The following is a 24714-nucleotide window of genomic DNA, read 5'->3' as shown; positions in this document are numbered from 1 at the left end:
CACCTGCCCGCCCGCGCCGGTAGCGTGCAGGGCATGACGATTCTCGTGACGGGGGCAACCGGGAACATCGGCAGAATGCTCGTCGACCACCTGCTCGCGCGGGGTGCGACGGACGTCCGGGCCCTCACGAATCATCCTGACAAGGCACAACTTCCGGACTCCGTCACCGTCGTCGAGGGATACCTCCGCAGACTCGCAAGCCTGCCCGCGGCGTTCGAGGGCGTCGATTCCCTCTACCTCGCACCGACTCCCGACACCGCCCCGGACGCGCTCGCCCTGGCGAAGCAGGCCGGAGTCCGGCACGTCGTCGACCTGTCCGGCCCCCACGACGGCCACTGGGGTGACGTCGCACGGGCCGTCGAAGCGTCCGGCATCGAGTGGACGCACCTGTGGCCCGGCGAGTTCATGGAGAACGCGGGAGTCCTGGCACCGCAGATCGCCGCGGGAGACACCGTGCGTGAGCCGTACCCGACGGCGGCGAACGCGCCGATCGCCATGAACGACATCGCCGAGGTCGCGGCCGTCGCTCTCCTCGAGGACGGGCACGTCGGCGCGTCGTACGAACTCACCGGTCCCGAGACGATCACCCGCGCCGACCTCGTCCGAGAACTCGGCGCCGCCCTCGGCCGGAACATCGAGTACCGGCAGGTGTCGCTGGACGAGGCCGTCGACGTCCTGACGCCGGCGATGGGGGAATACGCACGCTGGTACCTGGAGGGGATGGCGGGCCTGGTCGACGCTCCCCAGCAGGCGAACCGACTCGTCGAGCAACTCACCGGACGCCCCGCGACCGCGTTCGCGCAGTGGGCGTCGGCGCACGTCGACGAGTTCCGCTGAGGTCGTACCCGGCCGAGTCAGCGGGTCGGGGTGAGCGCGATGACGGGGATCGGCCGGTCCGTCTTCTTCTGATAGTCGCTGTACCGGCCGTGGTTGATCGCGTTCATCGTCGCCCACATCCGCTCGTAATCCGGGTCGCCCGGCAGAACCTTCCGCGCCGCCACGGTGATGTGGTCGCGGCCCACCTGGATCTCGCAGGTCGGCGCGGCCAGCACGTTGTGCATCCACGCGGGCGACGTGGGCGCACCACCCTTCGACGCGACGACCAGAAAGCGTGCGCCGTCGCGGCCGTACGTCAACGCGGACGTGCGCGGCTGCCCCGGCTTGCGGCCGACACTGTGCAGCAGCAGGGTCGGCATCCCGAACAGCAACCGATGCCCCACCCATCCGCCGCTGCGTTCGTAGACGAACTGATGCAGCTGAAGGGCTTTCACGAACAAGTCGGCCACGGCGTCCTCGTCTCGGCACTCGGAACAGATCGTGCCCACACAGTAGACCGTCGTCAGGCCCGGCGAACCGCGTGCAGAACGGTGTCGTGAATGGTGACGGGCCGGCCCTCGGGGTCGCGCGCCTCACGCGAGGGCGCCGCCGACACCAGGATCTCCCACTCTGCGGCGTCCAGTACGGCAGCGACCTGTTCCGGTGTGAACAGCATGTCGGGAACATTGGGGCGCCCGACGGACGTCTCCAGATCGGACGGGTGATGCCCGACGACGAGAAGCCGCCCGCCGGGGCGGACCGCTCCGGCCAGGCGACGGTGCAGGGCCTCGCGGGCAGGTCCCGGCAGATGCATGAAATGTGCCGACACCAGGTCGAATCGGCGGGCCGGCGGCTCCCACGACAGGATGTCCGCCTGCTCCCACGTCGTCCGGTCCGCGATGTCGGCACCGGCTGCGGCGGCCCGTTCGGCGGCGCGTTCCAACGCCACCGTCGACACGTCCACTCCGGTGACGTTCCACCCGCGGGCCGCCAGCCAGATCGCGTCGGCGCCCTCGCCGCTGCCCACGTCCAGGGCATTGCCCGGTGACACGTCCCCGACCTGCTCGACGAGATGCGGGTTGGGATTGCCGCTCCACACCGCGGTAGTCGAGCGATAGCGCTCGTCCCAGAACTCCTGGCTGAAGAAGTCGGTCATGTCCGGTGCCTGCTCGTGGGTCATGCTCCCACTGTGGCCGCCGGCCCGTGGAACCGGGAATCCCGTTGCCGGAACGGCAGCCGACTACGGGCTGGGGAACGTGTAGATGCGGCAACCGCTCATGTTCGCGGCCGACACGACCCCGTCGGCACGCGCAAAATCGCCCTTCGCGGAGAGGTTGTTGGCGAGGGCGGCCTGGTCGTCGCAGAAACTCTGGTCCGTCGGGTTGGCTGGGGGATTGCTGATGTAGGTGTCGCCTGGTGCAGCCACGGCAAACGGCACCGGACCGACGAGTGGGACGGCCGCTGCTGCAAAAGCAATGGAGGCCGCCGCGACGATTCGGCGGATCATCATGCTCCTCCGAAGGTGGTCCGAATGGTTGCTGATGACACCATCCTGCACCGATCCGTGGCGGGCGACCATACCCCTAGGGGTGGAAAATTGAACACCTCGACCTGCCACCGCCGGCGAAGTGGGGTCACGCGTCGTCCAGAGCTTCCTGGACCCTGTCCGCGGCGACCACCGGATTCTCGTGTTCCCAGATCCGCACCACCGTCCACCCGGCGTCGGTCAGCCTCGCGTCGGTGTCACGATCGCGGGTGACGTTCCCGGCGAGTTTCTCGGCCCACCATTGCGCGTTGTTCTTCGGGAACGTGGCGTGCTGAGGGCAGCTGTGCCAGAAGCACCCGTCCACGTACACGGCCACCTTCCGTCGTGGAAACACCAGGTCGGCGCGCCGCCGGACGCCTTTCACCGGCGCCCGGTCCACGTAGTACCGGACCCCGCGCCGGTGCAGTTCCCGGCGCAGTGCGAGTTCGGGTGCGGTGTCGCGACGCCGCTGCGCCCGCATCCGGGCGCTGGTTCCGGGATCGGTGGCGGGCATCGAGGGTCCGTCCGCTACGCGGCGGCCTCGGGGAAGCCGCCCATGCGGTCGAGGTGGCTCTCGACGTCGTCGATGAACCCGGGAACGAAACGCAGATTTCCCATCCGCGCCCGCTTCAGGAAGCCGGCGGTCGCGCGCGCCGACAGCAGCCGGGTGTCGTCCAGGAATCCGCTGAGATCCTCGTACGGCTCCTGCACCGGCCACGTCGAGGTGTGCACGCGGAACGCCTGACGATTGCTGCCCCACGCCGCCACCGGCCACGCGTCGCCGGGCTTCATCGGCGTCTCGATGCCCCGCTCGTAGTCTGCCGGCTCGAGCAGACGCCGACCGACCCACGACGCCATCCGCACACTCACCGCGTTGCCGACGAGCTTCCACCGATGACTGTTCCGAAGCCCGGGGACCAACGCGGCGGGCGCCGTCCAGTCGGGGTCGAAGCCCTGCAGGCGTTCGGCGTCCACGAGTCCGGGGGTCACGATCTCGCCCGACGGCAGTCGCACGGCGGGTGGGCTCGCGATACCGACGGACGAACCGCCCTTCAGCGTGGGGACCGCGTTGACCGCCCAGCCGAGACCGCGGGTGCCCTCGGTCCAATAGAAACCGCACGGGAAGTCGGCGTGGTCGTCGACGGGGCGTTCCCCGGCGTCCTCACCGAACAGCACTGCGCGGGGGTCCTCGGTGCGCGAGGCGAGCATCAGGACCCGCTGACGGCGCTGGGGGAGTCCGAACGCGCGCGCATCGACCACCCGGTATGCCCACGTGTAGCCGAGGTCCTCGAGGGCGTCCGTGATATGCCTCATAGCCGCCCCGCGACCCAGCTGCAGCATGAACGGCACGTTCTCGATCAGGAGCCAGCGCGGACCCTTCTTCCGCTTCACCAACCGGAACACCTCGTCGACGAGGCCGGAACGCGAACCCGTGATACCGGCGGTCCGGCCGGCCTGCGAGAGGTCCTGGCAAGGGAATCCGGCGGCGACGAGTTCGATGTCCTGGGGGAGGGAACGCAGCTTGGTGACGTCGGAATGCACAGGGACGTCCGTGAATCGGGTACGCAGAACCGCCTGGGCGCCCGGGTCGATCTCACAGAGCAGTTCGGTGTTCCAGCCGTGCTCTCTCAGACCCAACTCGAGCCCGCCGATACCGGCGAACAGGCCCACCATGCTCCCGGTTGACGTCACGGCACCCTTCCTCACGAACCAGTCACCCGAGAACGTTACTCGAGATCTGTGCCCGCTTTGACCAACGACCCGTGAGTACTTGTCAACGGCGGGCGGTTAATAAGTACTCACGGGTGGCGAAGCCACATATGGCAGGCTGCTTCGCGGGCAAACGACCGGGTAGAAGAATTGAGCCGAGGAGGCGTCCCCAGCGTGGATCAGCTGATCGTGGTGATCGGGCTCATGCTCGTCACAGTCCTGATCGTCGGCCTCGGTGACCGATTCCACGCACCCTGGCCGGTACTGCTCACGATCGTCACCGCCGGTGCCGCGTTCGTCCCAGGCATCCCGCACGTCGAACTCGAACCCGAACTGATCCTGCCGCTGTTCCTGCCGCCGCTGCTGTGGGCGCTCGCCCGCCGGACGTCGTGGGCGATGTTCGTCGACCGCTGGAAGACCATCGTCGTCCACTCCGTCGGCCTGGTCATCGTCACGACAGCCGCCGTCGCGTGGACGGCCTGGGCGCTCGTGCCCGGCATCACCCTGGCGGCGGCCATCGCGATCGGCGCGATGACGGCCCCACCCGACCCGGTGGCGGTCGAGGCCGTCGCCGAACCGGTCGGGATCCCGCGCCGGCTCGTCGGCGTCCTGCAGACGGAAGGTCTGTTCAACGACGCCGCCGCGCTGGTCGCGTTCCAGGCGGCGCTCGCCGCGACGATCGCCGGGGAAGACCTGCACTTCGGTTTCGAGGTGCTGCACTTCCTGTACACCGCGGTCGCGGCGGTGCTGATCGGGCTCGCGTCCGGCTGGGTGGGTTCGTGGCTGGTCGTGCGGATCGTGGACGTCCCCGGCCGCAGCGGACTGACCCTGGTCATCCCGTTCGTCGTGTACCTGCTGGCCGAGGAGATCCACGCGTCCGGGGTCATCGCCGTGGTGGTGGCCGCGGTGCAGATGAGCGCCGCCGACTCCGAGGTGGACGCCGAGGACCGCCTGGCGAGTGCCTCGTTCTGGCACGTCGCCGAACTGCTGGTCACCGGCATCGCGTTCGGGTTGATGGGTCTGGAGTTCCGGCAGATCGTCGACGACGCGGGCAGCGACCTGTGGACGATGGTGCTGCACGGCGTCGTCATCGGAGTGGTGCTGGTGGTGGTCCGCGCCCTCTGGATGGGCGTCACGTATCTGTACATCCGCGGGTACGAGGACAACGCCTCTTCCGCACCCCGCACCCCCGCCGAAGCCCTGGTCATGACGTGGTGCGGGATGCGCGGCCTCGTCACCCTGGCGTTGGCGCTGAGCCTCCCGGTCGCCGACTTCCCGTGGCGTTCCGAAGCCGTCGTCATCGCGGCGGTCGTGCTGGTGATGAGCATGGTCATTCCGGGATTCACCCTGCCGTGGCTGGTGAAGGCACTCGGTGTCGCCGGTGTCGCCGACGCGGAGGACGCCGAGGAGCGGGCACTGGTCGAGCGAGCCCGGCACGCCGCGCTCGAGGTCGTGACGTCCGCGCCCACCACGCTGCCGCCCGAATCGGTGGCCCGGCTCCAGGCCCTCTACGACCGCCTGGAAGAGGACTCCGCTCCGGGCACCCACTCGCCGGAGTACTGGCAGCGCATCCAACAACTCAAGACTCGCCGTGACGAACTGCGGTCGCTGCAACACCGGGCACTGGTAGCGGCGCAGGGCGAAGTGCTGCGGGCCCGCAACGAAAAGGGTCAGGACCCGCACGTCGTCGACCGCGTCCTCGAGCGCCTCGACCGCCTCTCCACCGCGAGCAACACGCAGACTTTCCACCACTGAGAGTCCTAGACTTCCTGTAGGTGGGAACACAGGGAGGCGTCATGATCTCGGGTTTCCGGAACCGGCCGCACCTCCTGCGCGACGCCCAGGGCAGCGGCCTCGTCGAAGCGTTCGTCATCATCGGGATCGTCACGATCCTGCTCACCCGCGCCTACCTTCACCTCACCGGTTATCCGCAGGTCGGGGGTTCCTCGCTGCACATCGCGCACGTCCTGTGGGGCGGACTCGGCATGGTCGTGGCGCTGGTGACCGTGTTCTCGTTCCTGGGGATGAAACCGCGCGTCCTGGGCGTCGTGATCGGCGGCATCGGGTTCGGGTTGTTCCTCGACGAGATCGGCAAGTTCGTCACCAAGTCCAACGACTACTTCTACCGGCCGTCCGTCGCGATCATGTACGTGGTGATCGTCGTGTTGCTGCTGGTCAACCGGTCGCTGCACGACGTCCGGCCGCCGACCCCGACGGAGGACGTCGCCAACGCCGCCGCCATCGCGCTGGGCGGCCTGGATCGCGGGCTGGACCGCGTACGCCGGGAGCAGGCGCTGGCGCAGCTGCGCCGGGCGGCCGCCGCCGGCGCGGACGAGGCGACGCTGACGTCGGTCCGGGATCTGCTCACCCACTGCCCGGACCGGAACGGCCGGACCGTGCCCACGGCGCGGGAGCTGGCCCGGCGCGCGACCCCCGCCTTCGCCAAGGGGCCCGGCATGCTCTGGACTGCGGCCGTGCTCCTCACCCTGTTCTCCACCCTGGGACTGCTCAGCGCCGTGATCACGCTCGACGACGACCTCCGCGGTGACGAGGGAACGGACATCACGACGGTCGGCCAGCTCACCGGGTCCGCGATCGCGTTCGTCCTGTGCTGGTCGGGCATCGTGCGACTGCGGAACGGGAAGCTGTGGCCGTTGCAGTTCCTGCGGGCCGCGGCCCTGGTCACGGTGCTGCTCACCGAGGTGTTCGACTTCGTCGCCCAGGAGTTCGGGGCGCTGTTGAACGTGGCGGTCGGACTCGGCGCCCTCGTCGTCTTCTCGTCGCGTATCGCGGTCACGGAACGAGCCCGGGCACTGAGTCTCGACAACTCTGCTGCAACGAAACTCGGCCCGTTGCCACCGCGGGAGCCGTCGTCGCTTACCGTAGACAGGTGAGCATCCAAGCCTCCGGTGCCTCGACCTGGCCCGCAGTACTGACGTGGCGGGCGGACAACGCACCCCGAATGGAATCGGTGCGCGTCCAGCTCAACGGCGACCGCATCAAGGCAGCAGGCCGGATCATCGGCGGCGAGTGCCCCGAGCATCCGGCGTTCAGCGCGTCCTACGACCTTGTCACCGACGAAAGCGGCGTCACCCGCCGGCTGTCGCTGCGGACGTCCGTCGCGGCCGGTGAACGGCAGATGTCGATCAGCCGGGACGAAGAGGGCACGTGGATGGTGGAGCACGGCGCCAACCACCAGCGGTCCACGTTCGACGGCGCCCTCGACGTCGACATGGTGCTCAGCCCGTTCTTCAACGCCCTGCCCATCCGGCGGTACGGACTGCATCTCGGATCCGAGGACGTCGAGGTCCCCGTCGTCTACGTGAACCTCCTGGACCTGCGGGTCGAGGGCGCGATCCTCACCTACAGCAGCGGTCCGGACGGCATCCATGTGCTGTCGCCGGTGTCGAGTTCCTCGGTGACCGTCGACCGCGACGGGTTCATCATCGACTACCCGGGCCTGGCCGAACGGATCTAGGCGCTCCGCACCCGTGCGCGGTTAACGAGTCTCTGGACTCGTCGAGCACTCACAGGCGGCGGAGCCGCCCTCCCCGCCGACCCGCATCACGCATGTCGTCGATCCAGCCTTCCCGGCCGGGAACGATGCCGGTGATCTCCCACGTCTCCTGGTTGTCGTACGTGAGGCGAGCGGTGTGACCGGCCTCGACGAGTGTCGCCGCCGACGACAGGTCCGCCAGTTCGGTCCGCGCGTCCTGCAGCAGCACCAGCGCCTCGTCCAGGGCGATCAGCAGGGCGTCCCGGTTGCCCTCGCACATGGCCCGGACGAGTCCGGGCGCGCTGCCGGCCACGCGGGTGCCGTCGCGGAACGAGCCGGCCGCCAGGCCCAGCGCCAGCGGTCCGCCGCGGGCACCGGTGATCGCGAGGGTCTCGGCCAGTAGGTGCGGCAGATGCGAGATGCGCGCGACCGCCCGGTCGTGTTCGGCGGACTCGGCGGGCACGACGACGGAACCGCAGTCCAACGCGAGTTGCGCGACCTGCGTCCAGATGGCGGGGTCGACGCCGTCGTCGGTGCCGACCACCCACACGGCTTCCCGGAACAGGTCGGCGCTGCCGACGCTCCACCCGGACGCCGACGTTCCCGCCATCGGGTGTCCGCCCACGTAGCGGGCGGACAGTCCCTGACGGGCTGCCGCCGCCGCGACCTCCGCCTTGACGCTGACGACGTCGGTGATCGAGCAGTTCGGTGCGTACAGGGCGATCGCGGTGAGGGTGGCGGCGACGGCGGGCACGGGGACCGCGATCACGATCAGCGCCGACTCGGCCGACGCACGCTGGAGCACCGCGACCAGATCGGTGTCGGCGTCGAAACCGTCCGACCGGGCGGCGTCGACGGACGGCGCGGATCGGTTGTGACCCCACGCCTCGCGGCCCGCCCGGACCGCCGCACGCAGCAGTGAACCGCCGATCAAGCCCAGGCCGAGCACGCACACCGGAGGTGCGGAAGGGGTATCAGACACCCGAACAGGTTGGCACATTCGAGTGCGGACTTCATTTACCGGCACCCCGCGGGCTACCGTTGCGCTCATGGGTGCACAGCGCGCGGAAAACAACAGCGCCTCCTCGGATCGGGCAGAGGATCTGGAGGGCTTCGGTGTCGCGGTAGTACACGAGGACGGCCGGTGGAAGGTCAAGGCCCTCACTTCGGCTGCTCTGACCAGTCTCAGCGTCGCGGAGGAGGAGCTTCGGGCCCTCCGTAGCGCGGGCGCGTTCTTCGGTCTGCTGGACGTGGACGACGAATTCTTCGTCGTGCTCCGGCCTGCGCCGTCGGGAACGCGTCTGCTGCTGTCCGACGCCACCGCGGCCATCGACTACGACATCGCCGCCGACGTCCTCGAGGCGCTCAACATCGAGGTCCCGGACATCGACCCGGACGAACTCGACGACATCGAGCCGTGGGAGGAAGGCGACCTGTCGCTGCTCGCCGACCTCGGTCTGCCCGAACCCGTTCTGGCTGTCATCACGTCCGAGACGGACCTGTATCCCGACGAGCAGCTCGGGATGATCGCGCAGCGGCTCGGATTCACCACGGAGCTGGCCGGGGTTCTCGACAAGCTTCCCCGGTAGTTTCACGCGCCGTGACTCTTCAGGACGACGAGCGGATGATCCGCGCGGCGATCGAGGCGGCCCGTGCCGCCACCGACGCCGACGTGCCCGTGGGTGCGGTGGTGTTCGACGCCGACGGTGTCGAGGTGTCGCGGGCCGTGAACTCGCGGGAGGCGATGTCGGATCCGACGGCCCACGCGGAGATCATCGCGTTGCGTGCCGCCGCGCGGGTGTACGGCGACGGGTGGCGCCTCGAGGGGGCGACGCTCGCGGTGACGCTGGAGCCGTGCACGATGTGCGCGGGCGCGCTCGTGCTGGCCCGGGTCTCCCGGGTGGTGTTCGGGGCGTGGGAGCCGAAGACCGGTGCCGTCGGCTCACTGTGGGATGTGGTCCGCGACCGCCGCCTCACCCACCGCCCGCAGGTCAGGGGCGGTGTTCTCGAGGACGAATGCGCCGGCATTCTCGAAGACTTCTTCCGTGAACGGCGCTGACCGGTTTCAAACTCTTTCGTGGGGTACTCGACACACTGTGGCCGGGTCCGCATGACCCGTGCTTCTCTGGAGACAGGCGCCGACGAGGCGCCGCCGGACCCGTCCCCGGGTTCGAAATCGGATTCACGGAGGTATCTCGTGGGAATCGCAGACAAAGCTTCGAACAAGGCGGAAGACCTCAAGGGCCAGGCGAAAGAAGCCACCGGCAAAGCCACGGGCGATCCGGACCTGCGCGACGAGGGCAAGGCCGACCAGGCGTCCTCGGCGGTGAAGGATGCCGGCGAGAAGGTCAAGGACGCCGCCAAGAACGTCAAGGACAAGCTGACTTAAACGGTTTCACCTGGCGATTTCGGGCTCGGGCGCCACATCCGGTAAAGTCACCGGCGGTGGCGTGTCCGAGCGGCCTAAGGAGCACGCCTCGAAAGCGTGTGACGGGTAACCCCCGTCCGAGGGTTCAAATCCCTCCGCCACCGCCAAAACTCCCCACCTGCACTCGCAGGTGGGGAGTTTTTTTGTGTATCCGGGCCGGGGATGTTCGTTAGCGTGTCCTGGAGGGAAGGGGCAGGCGACATGCGCATCGACTCGACGGGCAGGACGGCGCTGGTCACCGGATCGACGCAGGGCATCGGCGCCGCGATCGCAGCGGGTCTCGGCCGCTCCGGCGCACGGGTGGCGATCAACGGCCGCACCGAGAAGTCCGTGGGTGCGGCGATCGAACGACTGCGGGCCGAGGTCCCGGACGGCGAATTCGTTCCGGCGGCCGCCGACGTCACGACGGACGAGGGTGCGCGCCGGGTCCTGGAGATCGTTCCGAGCGTCGACATCCTCGTCAACAATCTGGGGATCTTCGGCGCACAGCCTGCCCTGGAGATCGACGACGACGAGTGGCGCCGCTACTTCGAGGTGAACGTGCTGTCCGCGATCCGGCTGACACGTCTGGTCCTACCCGGCATGGTCGAACGGTCGTGGGGCCGGGTCCTCGACATCGCCAGTGACTCGGCGATCGTCATTCCCGCCGAGATGATCCATTACGGGATGTCGAAGACGGCACTGCTGGCGGTCTCGCGCGGCTTCGCGAAGGAGGTGGCGGGGACGGGTGTCACGGTCAATTCGGTTCTCGCCGGCCCCACCCACACGGGCGGTGTGGAGGATTTCGTCTACAGCCTGGTCGACACGGACCTGCCGTGGGACGAGGCGCAGCGCGAGTTCATGAAGAAGTACCGGCCGCAGTCGTTGCTGCAGCGGCTCATCGAGCCGGAGGAGATCGCGAACATGGTCGTCTACCTCAGTTCGGCGCAGGCGTCGGCGACCACCGGCGCGGCGGTGCGGGTCGACGGCGGCTACATCGATTCCATCGTCCCGTGACCGTCGTTCACAGCACTCTCGCAGGTCGTACCGAGTGACATCCATTGAAGCTGCAACTAGCCTGATCTCATGAAAAAGCTGTGGTGGTTGGTCGGCGCAGTTGTCATCGTCGTGATCGCGGTGCTGGTGGGACCGTGGTTCTACGGCCAATTCATCGCAGAGGACGACGCACCGGCGGCCTCGGTGTCGACCGAGGGCGCGGAGGCGGCCACCGGATCGGTCGACGGGCAGTGGACCGTCACGCCGGGTCAGGGCTCCAACCAGACGGCGTCGGGGTACACCGTCCACGAGATCCTCAACGGCGCGAGCGTCACGGTGGTCGGGTCGACCGGCGACGTGACCGGCAACGCGACCGTCGAGGGCGAGAAACTCACCGCGGGCGAGGTGACCGTGCAGGTGGCGACCATCGCGACCGATCAGTCCCGCCGCGACAACCAGTTCCGCGGCAACGTGATGGACACCGGCACGTTCCCGACCGCCACGTTCACGGTCGATTCCCCGGTCGACCTGTCGGGGCTGCCTGCGGACGGTTCCGTGGGAACGGTCACGGCCCAGGGAACGCTGACCCTCAAGGGGCAGTCGCGGCCGGTGTCCGTCGACATCGACGTGCTGCGTTCCGGCGACGACCTCATCGCCTCGGGCAGCATCCCGGTGACCTGGACGGACTTCGGGGTGACGCCGCCGTCACTGGGCTTCGTGACCGTGGATGGCAACGGCACGGTCGACTTCCTGGTCAGCTTCGCGCGTTCCTGACGGCGCCCAGCCGGGCGGCCCGAACACGTAGCCGAGCTTGTCGCGCCACGACGACGCCCGGCGCCAGTCCCGGACGATGGCGGCGTATTCGCGGGTCTGCAGTTTCCAGATGTTGTAGGTGCCCACCGGTGTGGTGAGTCCGTAGGTGGGGCGGTGGGTTTCGGGCTGGAACGTGCCGAACATCCGGTCCCACACGATGAGGATGCCGGCGTAGTTGCGGTCGAGGTATTCGGGGTCGCAGCCGTGGTGGACGCGGTGATGAGAGGGAGTGTTGAACACGAACTCGATGGGCCGGGGCAGCGTGCCGATGCGCTCGGTGTGGACGAAGAACTGGTAGACGAGGTTCACGGAAAATCCGATGAACACCATCCACGGCGGAATGCCGATCAGCGGCAACGGAATCCACATCAGGATCTCGGCGCTGTTGTTCCACTTCTGGCGGAGCGCGGTGGAGAAGTTGAAGTACTCACTCGAATGGTGCGCCTGGTGGGTGGCCCAGATGAGGCGGATGCGGTGTGCCATCCGGTGATACGCGTAGAACAGCGCATCGACGCCGACGATGAGGATTACCCACGTGTACCAGGCGTCCGCGGGTAGGTGCCACGGCGCGAGGTACACCCAGATGGCGGAGTACCCGATCAGGGCCAGCAGCTTCCAGAACGTGGTCGTCAGGATGGACACGGCGCCCATCGACACGCTCGCCCGCGCGTCGCGGCGCTCGTAACCTCCCCGCACCGGGCGGGACCGTCCGTCGGGGTCGAACGTCGCGTCCTCGAGGTGCCGGGCCGCGAACCATTCGATGGCGAGAAACAGCACGAACGCCGGGATGGCCAGCGTCACCGGCTCGTGCAGGGGCGTCAGCAGCGCCGAATTCCACGCCGACGTCACGGTCTCCCACATGCTGCTTCCTCCACAAGACGATCGTCCAGTTCAATGTACCTCGGAGTGACACGCATCACTATCCGCCTCGATTCGAAGAGTGAAACAAAGTGCTCATCGGGTGCGCACTTTGCGGCGAAGAATGGATCTCGTCAGCAAGAACCGGATCAGCCGAAAGGACTCCTCATGTTGCGAGGACTCACCACCGTCAGCCTCTTTGCCGACGACATCCCGGCGGCCCGCGAGTGGTACAGCGCCCTGCTCGGCATCACCCCCTACTTCGAACGCCCCGACTCCGAGAACCCTGCGTACATCGAATACCGGATCGGGGACTACCAGCACGAGCTCGGCATCATCGACCGTCGATACGCCCCGCACGGCGCCGCGGACGGCCCGTCCGGCGCGGTGGTGTTCTGGCACGTCGACGACGTGACCGCCGCCGTCGAGAAGCTGCTGTCGATGGGCGCGACAGAGCACGAGCCACGCACCGAACGCGAGTCGGGATTCGTCACCGCGTCCGTCGTGGACCCGTTCGGCAACATCCTCGGCGTCATGTACAACCCGCATTACCTGGACATTCTGGGTTCGCGCGGCGAAGCGTGAGTTGCCCATTTTCATACTCGGATGGTAGGAATTCGGTGTGCACATCACCGCAAAGGTGGACTACGCCGTGCGGACGCTGATCGAACTGGCCGCTGCCGGGCCGTCCCCGTCCAAGGCCGAGTTCCTGGCACAGTCGCAGACCATTCCGCACAAGTTCCTCGAGGCCGTCCTCGCCGACCTTCGGCGCGGGGGACTGGTCAACAGCCGACGCGGACCCGACGGCGGCTACTGGCTGGCCCGTCCCGCCGAGGACATCACGATCGCCGACGTCATCCGGACCGTCGAGGGTCCGCTGGCGTCGGTGCGGGGTGAGCGACCCGAGGACGTCGACTACTGCGGGCCGGCCGCCAAACTGCAGGACGTGTGGATCGCGGTGCGGGTGAACCTGCGGGCCGTGCTCGAGAACGTGAGCCTGGCGGACGTGGCGAACGAGCAGCTGCCGGGCTTCCTCACCACGCTGACGTCCGATCCGGGGGCCTGGGAGCGTCGCACCCGGCCGGCTACGACGGCTGACGAGGGCGCAGCGCGCGGCTGATCGTCCGGCCGGCCGCACGCACCAGCGGGACCAGCGCGTTCAGCGACGCATTCTCCGCCGAGACCACGAGCGACACGGCCGCGACCGCCGTTCCGGGACGCTCGAAGATCGGTGCCGCGACGGAGACGGCGTCCATGGTCACCTGACGATCACTGATCGCGACCTCGGATCGGCGGATCTCGGCGAGCGTCCGCCGCAGGACGACGGGGTCGGTGACGGTCCGGTCGGTGAACTTCTCGATCGGCCCGCTCAGCACCTGGTCCTGCACGTCCGCGGGCATGTACGCGAGCAGGGCCAGGCCGATGCCGGACGCCGTCAGCGGGAACCTGCCGCCGACGCGGGTCTGGACGGGCACGGCCTTCTGTCCGGCGATGCGTTCGACGAACACGACCTCGGTGCCCTCGGCGATGCCGAGCTGGACGTTCTCCCGCGTGATCTGTGACAGGTCCTCCATCACCGGCATCGCGAGTTCGCGCAGCATCGTGCCGCGCGGTGCGAGCGACGCGATCTCCCACAGCTTGAGCCCGACCGTGAAGCGACCGCTGCTGTCACGTTCGAGGGCGCCCCATTCGATGAGGTCGCTGGTCAGCCGGTGCACGGTGCTCAGCGGATACCCCGACTTGCGCGACAGATCGCTGAGGGTCAGCCGCGGCGACGCAGGGGTGAAGAGCTCGAGGAGCCGCAACGAGCGAATGGTCACCGATCCGGTGATCGCCATTGCTCGTTCTCCGTCTCACAGTTCCAGCGTCAGGCGTGGACAGCTCGCACGCGAGACACAGATCATCATGGTGTCGCCCTCGGCCTGCTCGTCCGCTGTGAGCAGGGAATCCCGGTGATCGACAGTACCGCCGAGCACTGCTGTCTCGCAGGTTCCGCAGGTCCCTTCCTCGCAGGACGACAGCACCTGGACGCCGGCGGCGGTGACGGCCTGCAGGATCGACTGCTCGGGTGCCACCGTGACGGTCTTGCCGCTCAGTGTCAGCTCCACCTCGAACCCCTCGGCGCGGACCGGCTCCTCGAGATCCTTGGCCGCGAAGCGCTCGATGTGCAGCGCGCCGGACGGCCAGCTGTCGCAGTGACCGGTGACGGCGTCGAGCAGCGGCGCCGGGCCGCAGCAGTACACGAGGGTGTTGTCCCGGACGTCGCCGAGCAGCCCCGGTAGGTCGATGAGGCCGTGCTCGTCCTCGGGGTGCACCACCACCCGGTCGCCGAACCGCTCGGCGAGTGCGTCGGCGAACGCCATCGAACTGCGGCTGCGCCCACCGTAGACGAGGGTCCAGTCGGCGCCGGCGTTCTCCGCAGCGTGCGCCATGGTGAGGATCGGTGTGATCCCGATGCCGCCCGCGACGAACACGTACCGCGGTGACGGCGCGAGCTCGAAATGGTTCCGCGGTCCCCGGACCGTGACGCGGTCGCCCTCGCACAGCTTGTCGTGCACGAACTGCGAACCGCCGCGCCCCATCGCCTCCCGCAGCACGGCGACGCGCCACGTCCCGGTGTCGGCCGGGTCGCCGCACAGCGAGTACTGGCGGGTGAGCTCCGGCGTCAGCACCAGATCGATGTGCGCACCCGGCGTCCACGCGGGCAGGTCGGCTCCGGAAGGGTCGCGGAACTCCAGGACGACGACGCCGTCGGCGCCGGTGGTCCTGGTGGTCAGCTCCAGCTCGAGCACGGGTTCGGGTGAGGTAGGCATGGCGGTCTCTCCGGGATCAGACGGGAACGGGAGCGGATTCCGGCGCCGCGGGCAGCGGCGTGGCGGGCACCGGCGGATCGACGGGGTGGTGTCCCTCGGGGTGGGCGAGCAACCACTCCCAGAGGGTGGCGGGTTCTTCCGCGACGTGGCGCGCGCCGCAGTGGCACTCGCCCTCGAGCAGGTCCGAGCCCGGAAGCCAGACGATGCGCATCACGTTGGCGCCGCGGAGCATCCTGGTCGGTTCCACGGCTCAGCCCACCGCTGCGGCGGTCACGGCCTGCGGCGCGTCGACCAGCTTCTTCAGGATCCGGCGTGCGCCGAGGCCGCCGGCGTCGATGTTGATCGACAGCTCCTGGTAGCCGTCCTTCTCCGTGTCGAGCGCCTTCTGCAGAATGTTCAGCGCTACGACGTCCTGCATCACGACGGTCCGGTTGTTCTCCGCCAGGAACGTCGTGACGCCGTCGTCGCCGACCGCGAAGTCGCGGGCCACGGCCCAGAAGTCGAGGGTGGAATTCTCCGTCGACGGAGTGATCGCGTACACGATCTCGCTGTGGAACGCGTGCGGGTCGGAGCCGTCGTCGCCGGGCAGCGGTGCGCCGATCGGGGCGATGCGGCTGTGCAGCAGGTACAGGCACGGCGGCGTGTACTCGATGTCCTGCCAGCGGGTGATGCGTCCCTCGATGCCGGTGGACTTGGAGTAGAACGGCGGGCACTCCGCGTCGTCCATGTGCCTGGACACGTAGATGACGTTCCGGTCCTCGTCGATCTCCGTGGTGATCGGGGTTTCCGCCACCTCGGGGGTGCCGATGTAGCCGCCGTGCAGGTACGTCTCGTGCGACAGATCCATCAGATTGTCGACGAGCAGGCCGTAGTTGCAGTCGATCGGTTCCATGCCGCTGACCACGGTGTAGTCGGGGGAGTCCATCCACGGTGCGCGGGGGATGCGGGTGGGATCGCCCTGCTCGGGGTTCTGCGGGTCGGCGATCCAGACCCACACGAACGAGTCCTGCTCGACCACCTGGTACGAGCGCAGCCGGGCGGTGCGGGGAACGCGCGCCTGGCCGGGCACGAACACGCAGCCGCCGTCGCTGCCGTAGGTGAAACCGTGATAGCCGCAGACCACCTTGTCGCCGTCGAGCCGGCTCGGCGCCTCGGACAGCGGGTACCGGCGGTGCACGCACCGGTCGCTCATCGCGACGGCCTCGCCTGCCTCGGTCCGCCAGAACAGGATCGGCTCCTCGCAGATGGTGCGCGAGAACAGTTCGCGTCCGACCTCACGGCCGTAGGCTGCGACGTACCACTGGTTGCGGGCGATCGTGGACATGAGTGCCTCCGGAATATGCTGGGCTGCTGCGTTATTCGTGACGCCGGACTCGGTGAGGCGTCAGCGTCGTCTCCACCACTGTGCGGCACCGGAGGTGATCCACCACACTCGGTTTCCGAATGTCGGAAGGGTTTCGTCAGGGCTTGTGAACGAGATAGGCGAACATCGTCACCGACATGTGGAAGTCGCCGCTGCGGGCGGCGGCGTTCAGTTGGTCCAGCAGCTCGGCGCTCTGCGCGTCGGAGATCGCCCCCTCGGCGATCGCGGCGGCCGTCATCATCTGGACCAGGGGGCCGGTCACATCGCCCGGATCCTGGATCAACGCCTCTGTGCCGACGTCCTCGACGACGAGCCCGGCTGCGGTGAGCTGCCCCGGGAGCAGCCGTCCGGAGTGCGGGTTCGCGGTGTGCGACAGCATCACGTCCATGATCCGTTGCAGGATCTCGGGATCTCCGGGGTGCATGATCGCCGTTCCCCAGTCGCTGTCGACGATGACGCCGCGCCCGCCGGGTCGCAGAACACGGGCCACTTCTGCCGCCGCGCGGTCCGGCTCGCTCAGGTGCTGGAACACCCGCTCGCACCGCACGACGTCGAGGCGGTCGTCGGGGAACGGCAGCGAGTAGGCGTCACCGATCACGAACTGCGCGGTCGAGCCCTCCTCCTCGGTCCGCTCCCGTGCGAGGAGGGCCATGCCGGGATTGGGATCGAGTCCGATCGCACGACCCGACGCGGTGACCGCGGCGGCGAGCGCCCGCGTCTCCGATCCCGTACCCGAGCCGATGTCGAGGGCGCTCTCGCCCGGCTGCACCTGCAGGGCGGCGAGCGACCACTCGCGCAGTCGCCGGATTCCCGGGCGCGCCGCCTGCAGGTCGAGGACGGCGGCGAGTTGGTTCAGGGCGGCGCGGTCGATCTCGTCCGCCCGGAACGACAGCGGCGCCGTCGGATCGGACATGAATCCACCGTAACTCCGCGGTGACTCCCGACACAGTGCTGCGCGGACTGTGGGCAAGAACATAAAAGTTGCACTGTCACGCAAATTTGCAGAGCTCTGCAAGTTCTGTACCGTTGGAGTAGTGATTTCGGAAATCGGACTGCGGGACCGCAAGAAGGCCGCCACGCGTGCAGCCCTCAGCGGCGCCGCCGCACGCCTGGCCCGCGCGCTGGGCATCGAATGCGTCACTGCCGACGCCATCGCGTCCGAGGCGGGAGTCTCGACTCGGACGTTCCACAACTACTTCTCCAGCAAGGAGGAGGCGGTACTCGCGCACTTCGAGCAGTCCGTCCACGACTGGGTGGACCTGCTCCGCGCCCGTCCCGAGGACGAGCCGATCTGGGATTCCCTCGAGCACGTGGTGGTCCAGATCGTCACCGATCCGGCGAAACCGCTCGAAGAGACCGCGGTGATGATGGAACTCGTCGAGACCAGCCCCGCGCTGCTCGCGAAGAAACTCGAAGTGCACCTGCGCGTCACCCGTCTGGTCGGTGAAGTGATCGCCGAACGCACAGGCACGAACATCGACACCGACCTCTACCCCAACCTGCTGCACCTGGCGGTCGGATCGGCGTGCAAGGCGTCGCTCGACCTGTGGATGAGCGGCAAGTCCGGTGCGAGCGGACCCGAAGAACTGGTCCGCGACGCCATGCGCCAACTCCGTCAGGGAATCCCGCAGCCGTAGCCGGCTGCCCCGAATCACTCTTCGTTCCACCGACTCAGAAGGAGCCTCTCGTGGCCACCTATCTCTATCGGATCGGCAGATTCGCCTACCGGCGAAAAGGTGCGGTCCTCAGCGTCTGGTTGGTGATCCTGGTCCTCATGGGCATCGGGGCGGCAACGCTGTCCGGGCCCACGAAGGATTCGTTCTCCATCCCGGGCACCCCCGCGCAGCAGGCGCAGGACCTGATGGCCGAACGGTTCCCCGAGGCCGCGGGCAGCGACCCGATGAACGCCGTCAGCGCGCGTTACGTGTTCGCCGCTCCCGAGGGGCAGACCCTCGAGAGCGAGCAGAGTCAGCAGGCGATGGACGCGGTGCTCGCCAAGGTGCGCGGCATCGACCAGGTCCAGGACGCCGCCAAGGTCGATCCCGCCACCGCCTCGGGCGCCGACGCCGCGAAGGCGCTGGTCAACCCCGTCACGGCGAACGAGCAGCTCGTCGAGATGGCGAAGTCGTCCGCGGCCGACAAGGGAATCGGTGAAGAGGCTGCCGTCGCGAACGCGCAGGCGCTGTCCCCGCTCAACGCCGACAAGACCGTCGGCTACGTCGAGGTGCCGTTCAAGGGCAGCATGGGCGACGTCGACCAGGCTCTGCGCGACCAGATCTCGGCCGCTGCCGACGCCGGCCGCAACGCCGGACTGACCGTCGAGATCAGTGGTTCCGCCGCCAACGAAGCCGAACCGCCCGGCGGCGCCACCGAGCTCGTCGGTATCGGCGTGGCCGCTGTCGTGCTCGCGCTGACATTCGGTTCGCTGGTCGCCGCGGGTCTGCCGTTGATCACCGCGATCATCGGCATCATGATCGGCAGCCTCGGGATCACCGTCGCCACCGGCTTCACCGACCTCAGCTCGATGACACCCACGCTGGCCATCATGATCGGCCTGGCCGTCGCCATCGACTACTCGCTGTTCATCGTGTCCCGGTTCCGGCACGAACTCACCCTCACGGACGACCGCTCGGAAGCGGCCGGGCGTGCCGTCGGCACCGCCGGTTCCGCCGTGGTGTTCGCCGGTCTCACGGTGATCATCGCCCTGATCGCGCTCCGCGTCGTCGGGATCCCGTTCCTCTCCGACATGGGTGCGGCCGCCGCGTTCACGGTGTTCATCGCCGTCTCGATCGCGTTGACGCTCCTGCCCGCGATCCTCGGGCTGTTCGGGAAGAAGGCCTTCGCGGGCAGGATCCCGTTCCTCAGCAGTCGTGACCTCGAGGACGACGAGGGCAAGCCGAGCCTGGCGCTGCGGTACATCAGCGCCGTGGTCCGCCGGCCCGCGATTCCACTGATCGCCGGAGTGGTGGTGCTCGGGGCGCTCGCCATCCCCGCGACCGGCCTGAGCCTGGCCCTGCCCAGCGAGGGCACCGGCGACCCCGCCACCAGCTCCCGGCAGGCCTACGACCTCGTGAGCGAAGGCTTCGGCCCCGGCAAGAACGGTCCGCTGCTCGTCGTCGTCGACGCCAAGGACGTCACCACCGGCACGCCGTCGGCGGCGTTCGGTGAGGTCGTGAAGACCATCACCGCGCAGGACGACGTGGCCAACGCGCAGGTCGTCGGCGTGAACAAGGCCGGTGACACCGCGCAGATCCTGGTGACGCCGAGCAGCGCCCCCAGCGATCCGGCGACGATGGACCTGGTGAACAACATCCGCGGTGCGGAGGCAGATCTGCACGACTCGATCGGCGTCAACTACGGCGTCACCGGGCAGACCGCGCTCGAAGGCGACGTGTCCGAGACGCTGCAGGACGCGCTGATCCCGTACCTCGCGGTGGTCGTGGGCCTGGCCTTCCTCCTGCTGCTGCTGGTGTTCCGCTCGGTGCTCGTGCCGCTGACGGCCACACTCGGCTTCCTCCTCAGCGTCGCGGCCACGTTCGGTGCCACGGTCGCGGTGTTCCAGGAGGGCTGGGGCGGCATCATCTCCAACCCGCAGCCGATCGTCAGCTTCATGCCGATCTTCCTGATCGGCGTCGTGTTCGGTCTCGCGATGGACTACCAGGTGTTCCTGGTGACTCGGATGCGGGAGGAATACGTCCACGGCGCGACGGCGAAGCAGGCCGTCACCGTCGGCTTCAACCACGGTGCCCGGGTGGTCAGCGCCGCCGCGGTCATCATGATCTCGGTGTTCGCGGCCTTCATCGCCGAGCCGAACTCGTTCATCAAGTCGATCGGTTTCGCCCTGGCGGCGGCCGTGTTCTTCGACGCCTTCGTCGTGCGCATGGTGATCATCCCGTCCGTGATGGCACTGCTCGGCGACAAGGCGTGGTGGCTGCCGAAGTGGCTGGACAAGATCCTGCCCAACGTCGACATCGAGGGCGAGAAGCTGAAGAAGGTCCTGCACGACGCGGACGAGCCGCTGCAGCCCGTCCGGTAGGCGGCTCCGCCGCCGGTGAGTGGTTGAGGAGTCTCTGGACTCGTCAACCACTCACGGGGCCGTAGGCCCCCCGAAAATCCGCGGGCCTGCGGTCGTTTCTGTTGGTAACCTTCGGACATAATGATGACCCGCCAGGATCGCTGCCCATGTTGAATGCCCTGCTCACCACGTACCTCCGCCCGTACAAGCGGGAACTGACGGCGGTCGTCCTGTTCCAGCTGGTCGCGACCGCGGCCGCTCTGTATCTTCCCAGCCTGAACGCCGATCTCATCGACAACGGCGTCACCAAGGGCGACACCGGGTACATCCTGTCCACGGGCGTCATGATGCTGCTCGTCACCGTCGTGCAGATCATCTGCTCGATCGGTTCGGTGTTCTTCGGCGCCCGTGCCGCAATGGGTTTCGGGCGCGACGTGCGCCGCGCCGTGATGCATCAGGTCGGGAGCTTCTCGTCCCGCGAATTCGGCCGCTTCGGCGCGCCGTCCCTGATCACCCGCAACACCAACGACGTGCAGCAGGTGCAGATGCTCGTCGTGATGAGCTGCACGATCCTCGTGATGGCGCCGATCATGTGCGTCGGCGGTGTCGTGATGTCGATCCGGGAGGACGCCGGGCTCGCCTGGATCCTGGCGGTCACCGTGCCGGTTCTCGCGCTGTCGATGGGGTTCGTGATTTCGCGGATGGTGCCCGCGTTCCGGGAGATGCAGACCCGCATCGACGGGGTCAACCGGGTGCTGCGTGAGCAGATCACCGGTATCCGTGTGGTGCGGGCGTTCGTCCGTGAGCGCTCCGAGGTGGCGCGGTTCGGCGACGCGAACGAGCAGCTCACCCAGACCGCCCTGCGGGTCGGCAGGCTGACGGCGGTGATGTTCCCCCTGGTGATGGTCATCGCGAACATCACCAGTGTCGCCGTCATCTGGTTCGGCGGCCACGAGATCAACAGCGGCACCATGCAGGTCGGCTCGCTCACCGCGATGCTCAGCTACATCATGCAGATCCTGATGTCGGTGATGATGGCGTCGTTCATCGCGATGATGGCCCCCCGCGCCACGGTCTGCGCCGAACGTATCGGCGAGGTGCTCGACACGGATTCCACCGTCGTGCCGCCGGTCGATGCGGTCACCGTGCTGGAGAACCCCGGTGTGGTGGAACTGCGCGACGCCCAGTTCAAGTTCCCCGGCGCCGACGAACCGGTGTTGCGCGACATCAGCTTCCGCGCCGAACCGGGCAAGACCACCGCGATCATCGGCGGCACCGGCTCCGGTAAGACGACGCTGCTGTCCCTGATCCCGCGCCTCATCGACGCCACGTCGGGTTCGGTCACCGTGTCCGACACGGATGTGCGTCGCATCGACCTCGACGTCCTGCGGTCCGGAATCGGACTCGTTCCGCAGCGGCCGTACCTGTTCTCGGGCACGGTCGCCACCAACCTCCGGTACGGCAAGCCCGATGCCACCGACGACGAACTGTGGCGGGCTCTGGAGATCGCGCAGGCCGCCGATTTCGTCCGCGCGATGCCCGAGGGTCTCGACACCCCGATCTCGCAGGGCGGCACGACCGTGTCCGGCGGTCAGCGACAGCGACTCGCCATTGCGCGGGCACTGGTCCGTCGCCCGTCGATCTACCTGTTCGACGACTCCTTCTCCGCCCTCGACCTCACCACCGACGCCCGGCTGCGTGCGGCGCTCAAACCCGAGACTTCGGACGCGTGCGTCATCGTCGTCGCCCAACGTGTCTCGACGATCGTGGAGGCCGAGCAGATCGTGGTCCTCGAGGACGGCGCGGTGGTCGGGATCGGCACGCACGACCAACTGCTCGAGACGTGTCCGTGTTACGTCGAGATCGTCGAATCCCAACGATCGGTCCAGGAAGCACTATGAGCGATCGCGCAACCACCACCACTGCCGAAAGGCCCGCCGGCCCCCGTATTCCGGGACCGGTCGCTCCGGGTGCCCCGGGGGCCAAGCCGAACGACCTGTGGCCGTCCACCAAGCGGCTGCTGAGGCGGCTGCGTCCCCACCGGATCGCCGTCGGCATCGTTCTCCTGGTCGCTGCCGTGTCGGTGGTGCTCACCTCGATCGCGCCGCGCATGCTCGGTCAGGGCACGAACCTGATCTTCGACGGCATCATCGGCGCGCAGTTGCCCGCCGGGATGTCGAAGGATCAGGCCGTCGCCGCACTGCGGGCCGACGGGCAGAACACGTTCGCCGACATGGTGTCCGGCATGGCCGTCGTGCCCGGTGTCGGTATCGACTTCAGTGCGCTCGGCCGGGTGCTGGCGATCGTGCTGGCCCTGTACCTGGGGTCGTCGGTGTTCATGTGGCTGTCGGGTTTCCTGCTGAACATCATCGTGCAGGGCGTCGTGAAGAACCTGCGCGGCGAGGTCGAACGGAAGATCCACCGACTTCCGCTGCGCTACTTCGACTCCCACTCCCGCGGCGACCTGCTGAGCCGGGTCACCAACGACATCGACAACGTCTCGCAGTCGTTGCAGCAGACGATGAGCCAGCTGATCGTGTCGGCGATGACGGTGATCGGCATCCTCGTGATGATGATCGTCATCTCGCCGCTGCTCGCGTTGATCGCGGTGCTGACGGTGCCGCTGTCGATCCTGGTGACGGCGCAGATCGCGAAACGGTCCAAGACCCATTTCGTGTCGCAGTGGAAGTCGACGGGAGCGCTCAACTCTCACGTGGAGGAGGCGTACACGGGTCACGAACTGGTCACCGTGTTCGGCCGTAGCCGTGAGGTGGAGGCCCGGTTCGAGGAGCAGAACGAGGCGCTCTACCAGGCCAGCTACCGGGCCCAGTTCATCTCGGGCCTGATCATGCCCGCGATCATGTTCCTCGGAAACCTCAACTTCGTGGCCATCGCCGTGCTCGGCGGCATGCGGGTGGCATCCGGCACGATGAGCCTCGGCGACGTGCAGGCGTTCATCCAGTACTCGCGCCAGTTCACCCAGCCCCTCACCCAGATCGGGGCGATGGTCAACCTCATGCAGTCGGGTGTGGCGTCCGCCGAGCGGGTGTTCGCCATCCTCGACGAGGACGAGGAGGAGCCCGACCTCACCGAAGCTCCCACACCGGCGGAGCCCCGTGATGCGGGTCGCGTCCATACGTTCGGCCGGGTGGAGTTCTCGGACGTGTCGTTCGGTTACTCGCCGGAGAAGCCGCTGATCGAGAACCTGTCGCTGGTGGCGGAACCCGGTCAGATGGTCGCCATCGTCGGGCCCACCGGCGCCGGCAAGACCACACTCGTCAACCTGATCCTGCGGTTCTACGAACTCGACGGCGGCAAGATCCTCCTCGACGGCGTCGACATCGCCGAGATGTCGCGCGACGACCTGCGGTCCCGCATCGGCATGGTGTTGCAGGATGCGTGGCTGTTCGGCGGCACCATCCGCGACAACATCGCGTACGGACGTCCCGACGCCACCGAGGAGGAGATTCAGGCGGCCGCGCGGATCAGCTACGTCGACCGGTTCGTCCACTCGCTGCCCGACGGCTACGACACCGTCATCGACGAAGAGGGCAGCAACATCAGTGCCGGTGAGAAGCAGCTGATCACCATTGCCCGCGCGTTCATCTCGCAGCCGTCGATCCTGATACTCGACGAGGCGACCAGTTCCGTCGACACCCGCACCGAGTTGCTGGTGCAGCACGCGACTGCGGTCCTGCGCAGTGATCGCACGAGTTTCGTCATCGCGCACCGCTTGTCGACCATCCGCGACGCCGACCTCATCGTCGTCATGGAGGACGGTCGCATCGTCGAGCAGGGCAGCCACGACGACCTGCTCCTCACCCGCGGCGCGTACTTCCGCCTCTACAACAGCCAGTTCGTCGGCGCTGGTGCGTGACCGCCCGTGAGTACTTGTCAACCAC

Annotated in this window: 27 protein-coding genes and 1 tRNA gene; 16 read left to right on the top strand and 12 right to left on the bottom strand. The window is 68.0% G+C overall.

Going from position 1 to position 24714, the window contains the following annotated elements; genetic code table 11:
- The first annotated feature begins 33 nt into the window (after positions 1–33).
- Positions 34–837 (top strand): NAD(P)H-binding protein, encoded by an 804-nt coding sequence (locus AZG88_RS30215; RefSeq protein WP_061699969.1) that lies wholly within the window; start codon positions 34–36, stop codon positions 835–837.
- 17 nt (positions 838–854) lie between these two features.
- On the opposite strand, the gene AZG88_RS30210 is transcribed toward AZG88_RS30215, so the two are convergent.
- The 5 genes from AZG88_RS30210 to AZG88_RS30190 all read right to left on the bottom strand — a co-directional run bounded on the left by AZG88_RS30210 (position 855) and on the right by AZG88_RS30190 (position 4015).
- Positions 855–1286, bottom strand: coding sequence for a nitroreductase family deazaflavin-dependent oxidoreductase (locus AZG88_RS30210; RefSeq protein ID WP_061700059.1), 432 nt, complete (start codon positions 1284–1286; stop codon positions 855–857).
- Between the two features lie 53 nt (positions 1287–1339).
- Positions 1340–1996, bottom strand: a complete 657-nt coding sequence (locus tag AZG88_RS30205) for a class I SAM-dependent methyltransferase (RefSeq protein ID WP_156517657.1) — start codon at positions 1994–1996, stop codon at positions 1340–1342.
- 60 nt (positions 1997–2056) lie between these two features.
- On the bottom strand, positions 2057–2323 hold the full coding sequence (locus AZG88_RS30200) for a hypothetical protein (protein WP_226955664.1): 267 nt from the start codon (positions 2321–2323) through the stop codon (positions 2057–2059).
- A gap of 127 nt (positions 2324–2450) precedes the next feature.
- A complete protein-coding gene (locus AZG88_RS30195; protein WP_061699967.1) occupies positions 2451–2855 on the bottom strand; it encodes a very short patch repair endonuclease in 405 nt (134 codons plus the stop codon).
- 14 nt (positions 2856–2869) lie between these two features.
- Positions 2870–4015, bottom strand: a complete 1146-nt coding sequence (locus AZG88_RS30190) for a DNA cytosine methyltransferase (protein ID WP_061699966.1) — start codon at positions 4013–4015, stop codon at positions 2870–2872.
- Positions 4016–4225: 210 nt separating this feature from the next.
- Here AZG88_RS30190 and AZG88_RS30185 point away from each other — a divergent pair, with 210 nt between their 5' ends.
- Genes AZG88_RS30185 through AZG88_RS30175 form a run of 3 tightly spaced genes read left to right on the top strand, consistent with a single transcriptional unit; the run spans position 4226 to position 7529 of the window.
- Positions 4226–5806 (top strand): cation:proton antiporter, encoded by a 1581-nt coding sequence (locus AZG88_RS30185; protein ID WP_063886913.1) that lies wholly within the window; start codon positions 4226–4228, stop codon positions 5804–5806.
- Positions 5807–5847: 41 nt separating this feature from the next.
- Positions 5848–6945 carry a hypothetical protein gene (locus AZG88_RS30180; protein WP_025431679.1) on the top strand — a complete coding sequence of 366 codons (1098 nt, stop codon included), beginning with the start codon at positions 5848–5850 and terminating at the stop codon, positions 6943–6945.
- Entirely contained in the window at positions 6942–7529 is a 588-nt protein-coding gene (locus tag AZG88_RS30175; protein WP_005248751.1) for a putative glycolipid-binding domain-containing protein, read from the top strand. Before AZG88_RS30180 ends, AZG88_RS30175 begins: the two co-directional genes overlap by 4 nt.
- Before the next feature lie 49 nt (positions 7530–7578).
- On the opposite strand, the gene AZG88_RS30170 is transcribed toward AZG88_RS30175, so the two are convergent.
- Positions 7579–8547 carry a prephenate dehydrogenase gene (locus AZG88_RS30170; RefSeq protein ID WP_005248750.1) on the bottom strand — a complete coding sequence of 323 codons (969 nt, stop codon included), beginning with the start codon at positions 8545–8547 and terminating at the stop codon, positions 7579–7581.
- 49 nt (positions 8548–8596) lie between these two features.
- On the opposite strand from AZG88_RS30170, the gene AZG88_RS30165 reads away from it, so the two are divergent.
- The 6 genes from AZG88_RS30165 (at position 8597) to AZG88_RS30140 (ending at position 11724) form a co-directional block, all read left to right on the top strand.
- On the top strand, positions 8597–9136 hold the full coding sequence (locus tag AZG88_RS30165) for a tRNA adenosine deaminase-associated protein (RefSeq protein WP_005248749.1): 540 nt from the start codon (positions 8597–8599) through the stop codon (positions 9134–9136).
- Positions 9137–9147: 11 nt separating this feature from the next.
- Positions 9148–9606, top strand: a complete 459-nt coding sequence (locus AZG88_RS30160; RefSeq protein ID WP_025431681.1) for a nucleoside deaminase — start codon at positions 9148–9150, stop codon at positions 9604–9606.
- 138 nt (positions 9607–9744) lie between these two features.
- Positions 9745–9936 (top strand): CsbD family protein, encoded by a 192-nt coding sequence (locus AZG88_RS30155; RefSeq protein ID WP_005561211.1) that lies wholly within the window; start codon positions 9745–9747, stop codon positions 9934–9936.
- 55 nt (positions 9937–9991) lie between these two features.
- Positions 9992–10082 (top strand) — tRNA-Ser (locus tag AZG88_RS30150).
- A gap of 94 nt (positions 10083–10176) precedes the next feature.
- The gene (locus tag AZG88_RS30145; RefSeq protein WP_005248746.1) at positions 10177–10971 is read left to right on the top strand and encodes an SDR family NAD(P)-dependent oxidoreductase; all 795 of its coding nucleotides are present in this window, start codon (positions 10177–10179) and stop codon (positions 10969–10971) included.
- Between the two features lie 69 nt (positions 10972–11040).
- Positions 11041–11724 carry a YceI family protein gene (locus AZG88_RS30140; RefSeq protein ID WP_005248745.1) on the top strand — a complete coding sequence of 228 codons (684 nt, stop codon included), beginning with the start codon at positions 11041–11043 and terminating at the stop codon, positions 11722–11724.
- Here the strand turns inward: AZG88_RS30140 and AZG88_RS30135 are convergent.
- Complete coding sequence (locus AZG88_RS30135; RefSeq protein WP_025431682.1) at positions 11656–12624, bottom strand: sterol desaturase family protein; 969 nt, start codon at positions 12622–12624, stop codon at positions 11656–11658. The two genes, AZG88_RS30140 and AZG88_RS30135, sit on opposite strands and share 69 nt — an antisense overlap.
- Before the next feature lie 165 nt (positions 12625–12789).
- Between AZG88_RS30135 and AZG88_RS30130 the strand changes: the two genes are divergently transcribed.
- Positions 12790–13206, top strand: coding sequence for a VOC family protein (locus AZG88_RS30130; protein WP_005248743.1), 417 nt, complete (start codon positions 12790–12792; stop codon positions 13204–13206).
- Positions 13207–13243: 37 nt separating this feature from the next.
- A complete protein-coding gene (locus AZG88_RS30125) occupies positions 13244–13741 on the top strand; it encodes an RrF2 family transcriptional regulator (RefSeq protein ID WP_005248742.1) in 498 nt (165 codons plus the stop codon).
- Here AZG88_RS30125 and AZG88_RS30120 read toward each other — a convergent pair.
- The 5 genes from AZG88_RS30120 to AZG88_RS30100 all read right to left on the bottom strand — a co-directional run bounded on the left by AZG88_RS30120 (position 13707) and on the right by AZG88_RS30100 (position 17710).
- Positions 13707–14459 carry an IclR family transcriptional regulator gene (locus AZG88_RS30120; protein WP_005248741.1) on the bottom strand — a complete coding sequence of 251 codons (753 nt, stop codon included), beginning with the start codon at positions 14457–14459 and terminating at the stop codon, positions 13707–13709. The two genes, AZG88_RS30125 and AZG88_RS30120, sit on opposite strands and share 35 nt — an antisense overlap.
- 15 nt (positions 14460–14474) lie before the next feature.
- Entirely contained in the window at positions 14475–15434 is a 960-nt protein-coding gene (locus AZG88_RS30115; protein WP_005248739.1) for a PDR/VanB family oxidoreductase, read from the bottom strand.
- A 16-nt stretch (positions 15435–15450) separates the two neighbouring features.
- On the bottom strand, positions 15451–15666 hold the full coding sequence (locus AZG88_RS30110; protein WP_061041118.1) for a hypothetical protein: 216 nt from the start codon (positions 15664–15666) through the stop codon (positions 15451–15453).
- An 18-nt stretch (positions 15667–15684) separates the two neighbouring features.
- Positions 15685–16758 (bottom strand): aromatic ring-hydroxylating dioxygenase subunit alpha, encoded by a 1074-nt coding sequence (locus AZG88_RS30105; RefSeq protein ID WP_061699965.1) that lies wholly within the window; start codon positions 16756–16758, stop codon positions 15685–15687.
- 136 nt (positions 16759–16894) lie between these two features.
- The gene (locus AZG88_RS30100) at positions 16895–17710 is read right to left on the bottom strand and encodes a class I SAM-dependent methyltransferase (RefSeq protein WP_061699964.1); all 816 of its coding nucleotides are present in this window, start codon (positions 17708–17710) and stop codon (positions 16895–16897) included.
- A gap of 121 nt (positions 17711–17831) precedes the next feature.
- Here AZG88_RS30100 and AZG88_RS30095 point away from each other — a divergent pair, with 121 nt between their 5' ends.
- The 4 genes from AZG88_RS30095 (at position 17832) to AZG88_RS30080 (ending at position 24689) form a co-directional block, all read left to right on the top strand.
- Entirely contained in the window at positions 17832–18434 is a 603-nt protein-coding gene (locus AZG88_RS30095; RefSeq protein ID WP_005253325.1) for a TetR/AcrR family transcriptional regulator, read from the top strand.
- Between the two features lie 50 nt (positions 18435–18484).
- Entirely contained in the window at positions 18485–20833 is a 2349-nt protein-coding gene (locus AZG88_RS30090) for an MMPL family transporter (protein WP_061699963.1), read from the top strand.
- Between the two features lie 146 nt (positions 20834–20979).
- On the top strand, positions 20980–22713 hold the full coding sequence (locus AZG88_RS30085) for an ABC transporter ATP-binding protein (RefSeq protein ID WP_005248728.1): 1734 nt from the start codon (positions 20980–20982) through the stop codon (positions 22711–22713).
- Positions 22710–24689, top strand: coding sequence for an ABC transporter ATP-binding protein (locus tag AZG88_RS30080; protein WP_061699962.1), 1980 nt, complete (start codon positions 22710–22712; stop codon positions 24687–24689). The genes AZG88_RS30085 and AZG88_RS30080 overlap by 4 nt, the downstream gene beginning before the upstream one ends.
- Positions 24690–24714: the final 25 nt, after the last annotated feature.

This window comes from Rhodococcus sp. LB1 (assembly GCF_001583455.1).
Lineage (GTDB): Bacteria > Actinomycetota > Actinomycetes > Mycobacteriales > Mycobacteriaceae > Rhodococcus_F > Rhodococcus_F opacus.
Note: the sequence above shows the minus strand (reverse complement) of the source record. Positions and strands in the feature narration are given on the sequence as shown.

Bases quoted from the DNA above. Each gene is read 5' to 3' on its own strand.
- AZG88_RS30215 (WP_061699969.1), top strand. From the start codon at position 34: ATGACGATTCTCGTGACGGGGGCAACCGGGAACATCGGCAGAATGCTC.
- AZG88_RS30205 (WP_156517657.1), bottom strand. From the start codon at position 1,996: ATGACCCACGAGCAGGCACCGGACATGACCGACTTCTTCAGCCAGGAG.
- AZG88_RS30200 (WP_226955664.1), bottom strand. From the start codon at position 2,323: ATGATCCGCCGAATCGTCGCGGCGGCCTCCATTGCTTTTGCAGCAGCG.
- AZG88_RS30195 (WP_061699967.1), bottom strand. From the start codon at position 2,855: ATGCCCGCCACCGATCCCGGAACCAGCGCCCGGATGCGGGCGCAGCGG.
- AZG88_RS30190 (WP_061699966.1), bottom strand. From the start codon at position 4,015: ATGGTGGGCCTGTTCGCCGGTATCGGCGGGCTCGAGTTGGGTCTGAGA.
- AZG88_RS30180 (WP_025431679.1), top strand. From the start codon at position 5,848: ATGATCTCGGGTTTCCGGAACCGGCCGCACCTCCTGCGCGACGCCCAG.
- AZG88_RS30170 (WP_005248750.1), bottom strand. From the start codon at position 8,547: ATGTGCCAACCTGTTCGGGTGTCTGATACCCCTTCCGCACCTCCGGTG.
- AZG88_RS30165 (WP_005248749.1), top strand. From the start codon at position 8,597: ATGGGTGCACAGCGCGCGGAAAACAACAGCGCCTCCTCGGATCGGGCA.
- AZG88_RS30145 (WP_005248746.1), top strand. From the start codon at position 10,177: ATGCGCATCGACTCGACGGGCAGGACGGCGCTGGTCACCGGATCGACG.
- AZG88_RS30140 (WP_005248745.1), top strand. From the start codon at position 11,041: ATGAAAAAGCTGTGGTGGTTGGTCGGCGCAGTTGTCATCGTCGTGATC.
- AZG88_RS30135 (WP_025431682.1), bottom strand. From the start codon at position 12,624: ATGTGGGAGACCGTGACGTCGGCGTGGAATTCGGCGCTGCTGACGCCC.
- AZG88_RS30130 (WP_005248743.1), top strand. From the start codon at position 12,790: ATGTTGCGAGGACTCACCACCGTCAGCCTCTTTGCCGACGACATCCCG.
- AZG88_RS30120 (WP_005248741.1), bottom strand. From the start codon at position 14,459: ATGGCGATCACCGGATCGGTGACCATTCGCTCGTTGCGGCTCCTCGAG.
- AZG88_RS30115 (WP_005248739.1), bottom strand. From the start codon at position 15,434: ATGCCTACCTCACCCGAACCCGTGCTCGAGCTGGAGCTGACCACCAGG.
- AZG88_RS30110 (WP_061041118.1), bottom strand. From the start codon at position 15,666: ATGCTCCGCGGCGCCAACGTGATGCGCATCGTCTGGCTTCCGGGCTCG.
- AZG88_RS30105 (WP_061699965.1), bottom strand. From the start codon at position 16,758: ATGTCCACGATCGCCCGCAACCAGTGGTACGTCGCAGCCTACGGCCGT.
- AZG88_RS30100 (WP_061699964.1), bottom strand. From the start codon at position 17,710: ATGTCCGATCCGACGGCGCCGCTGTCGTTCCGGGCGGACGAGATCGAC.
- AZG88_RS30085 (WP_005248728.1), top strand. From the start codon at position 20,980: ATGTTGAATGCCCTGCTCACCACGTACCTCCGCCCGTACAAGCGGGAA.
- AZG88_RS30080 (WP_061699962.1), top strand. From the start codon at position 22,710: ATGAGCGATCGCGCAACCACCACCACTGCCGAAAGGCCCGCCGGCCCC.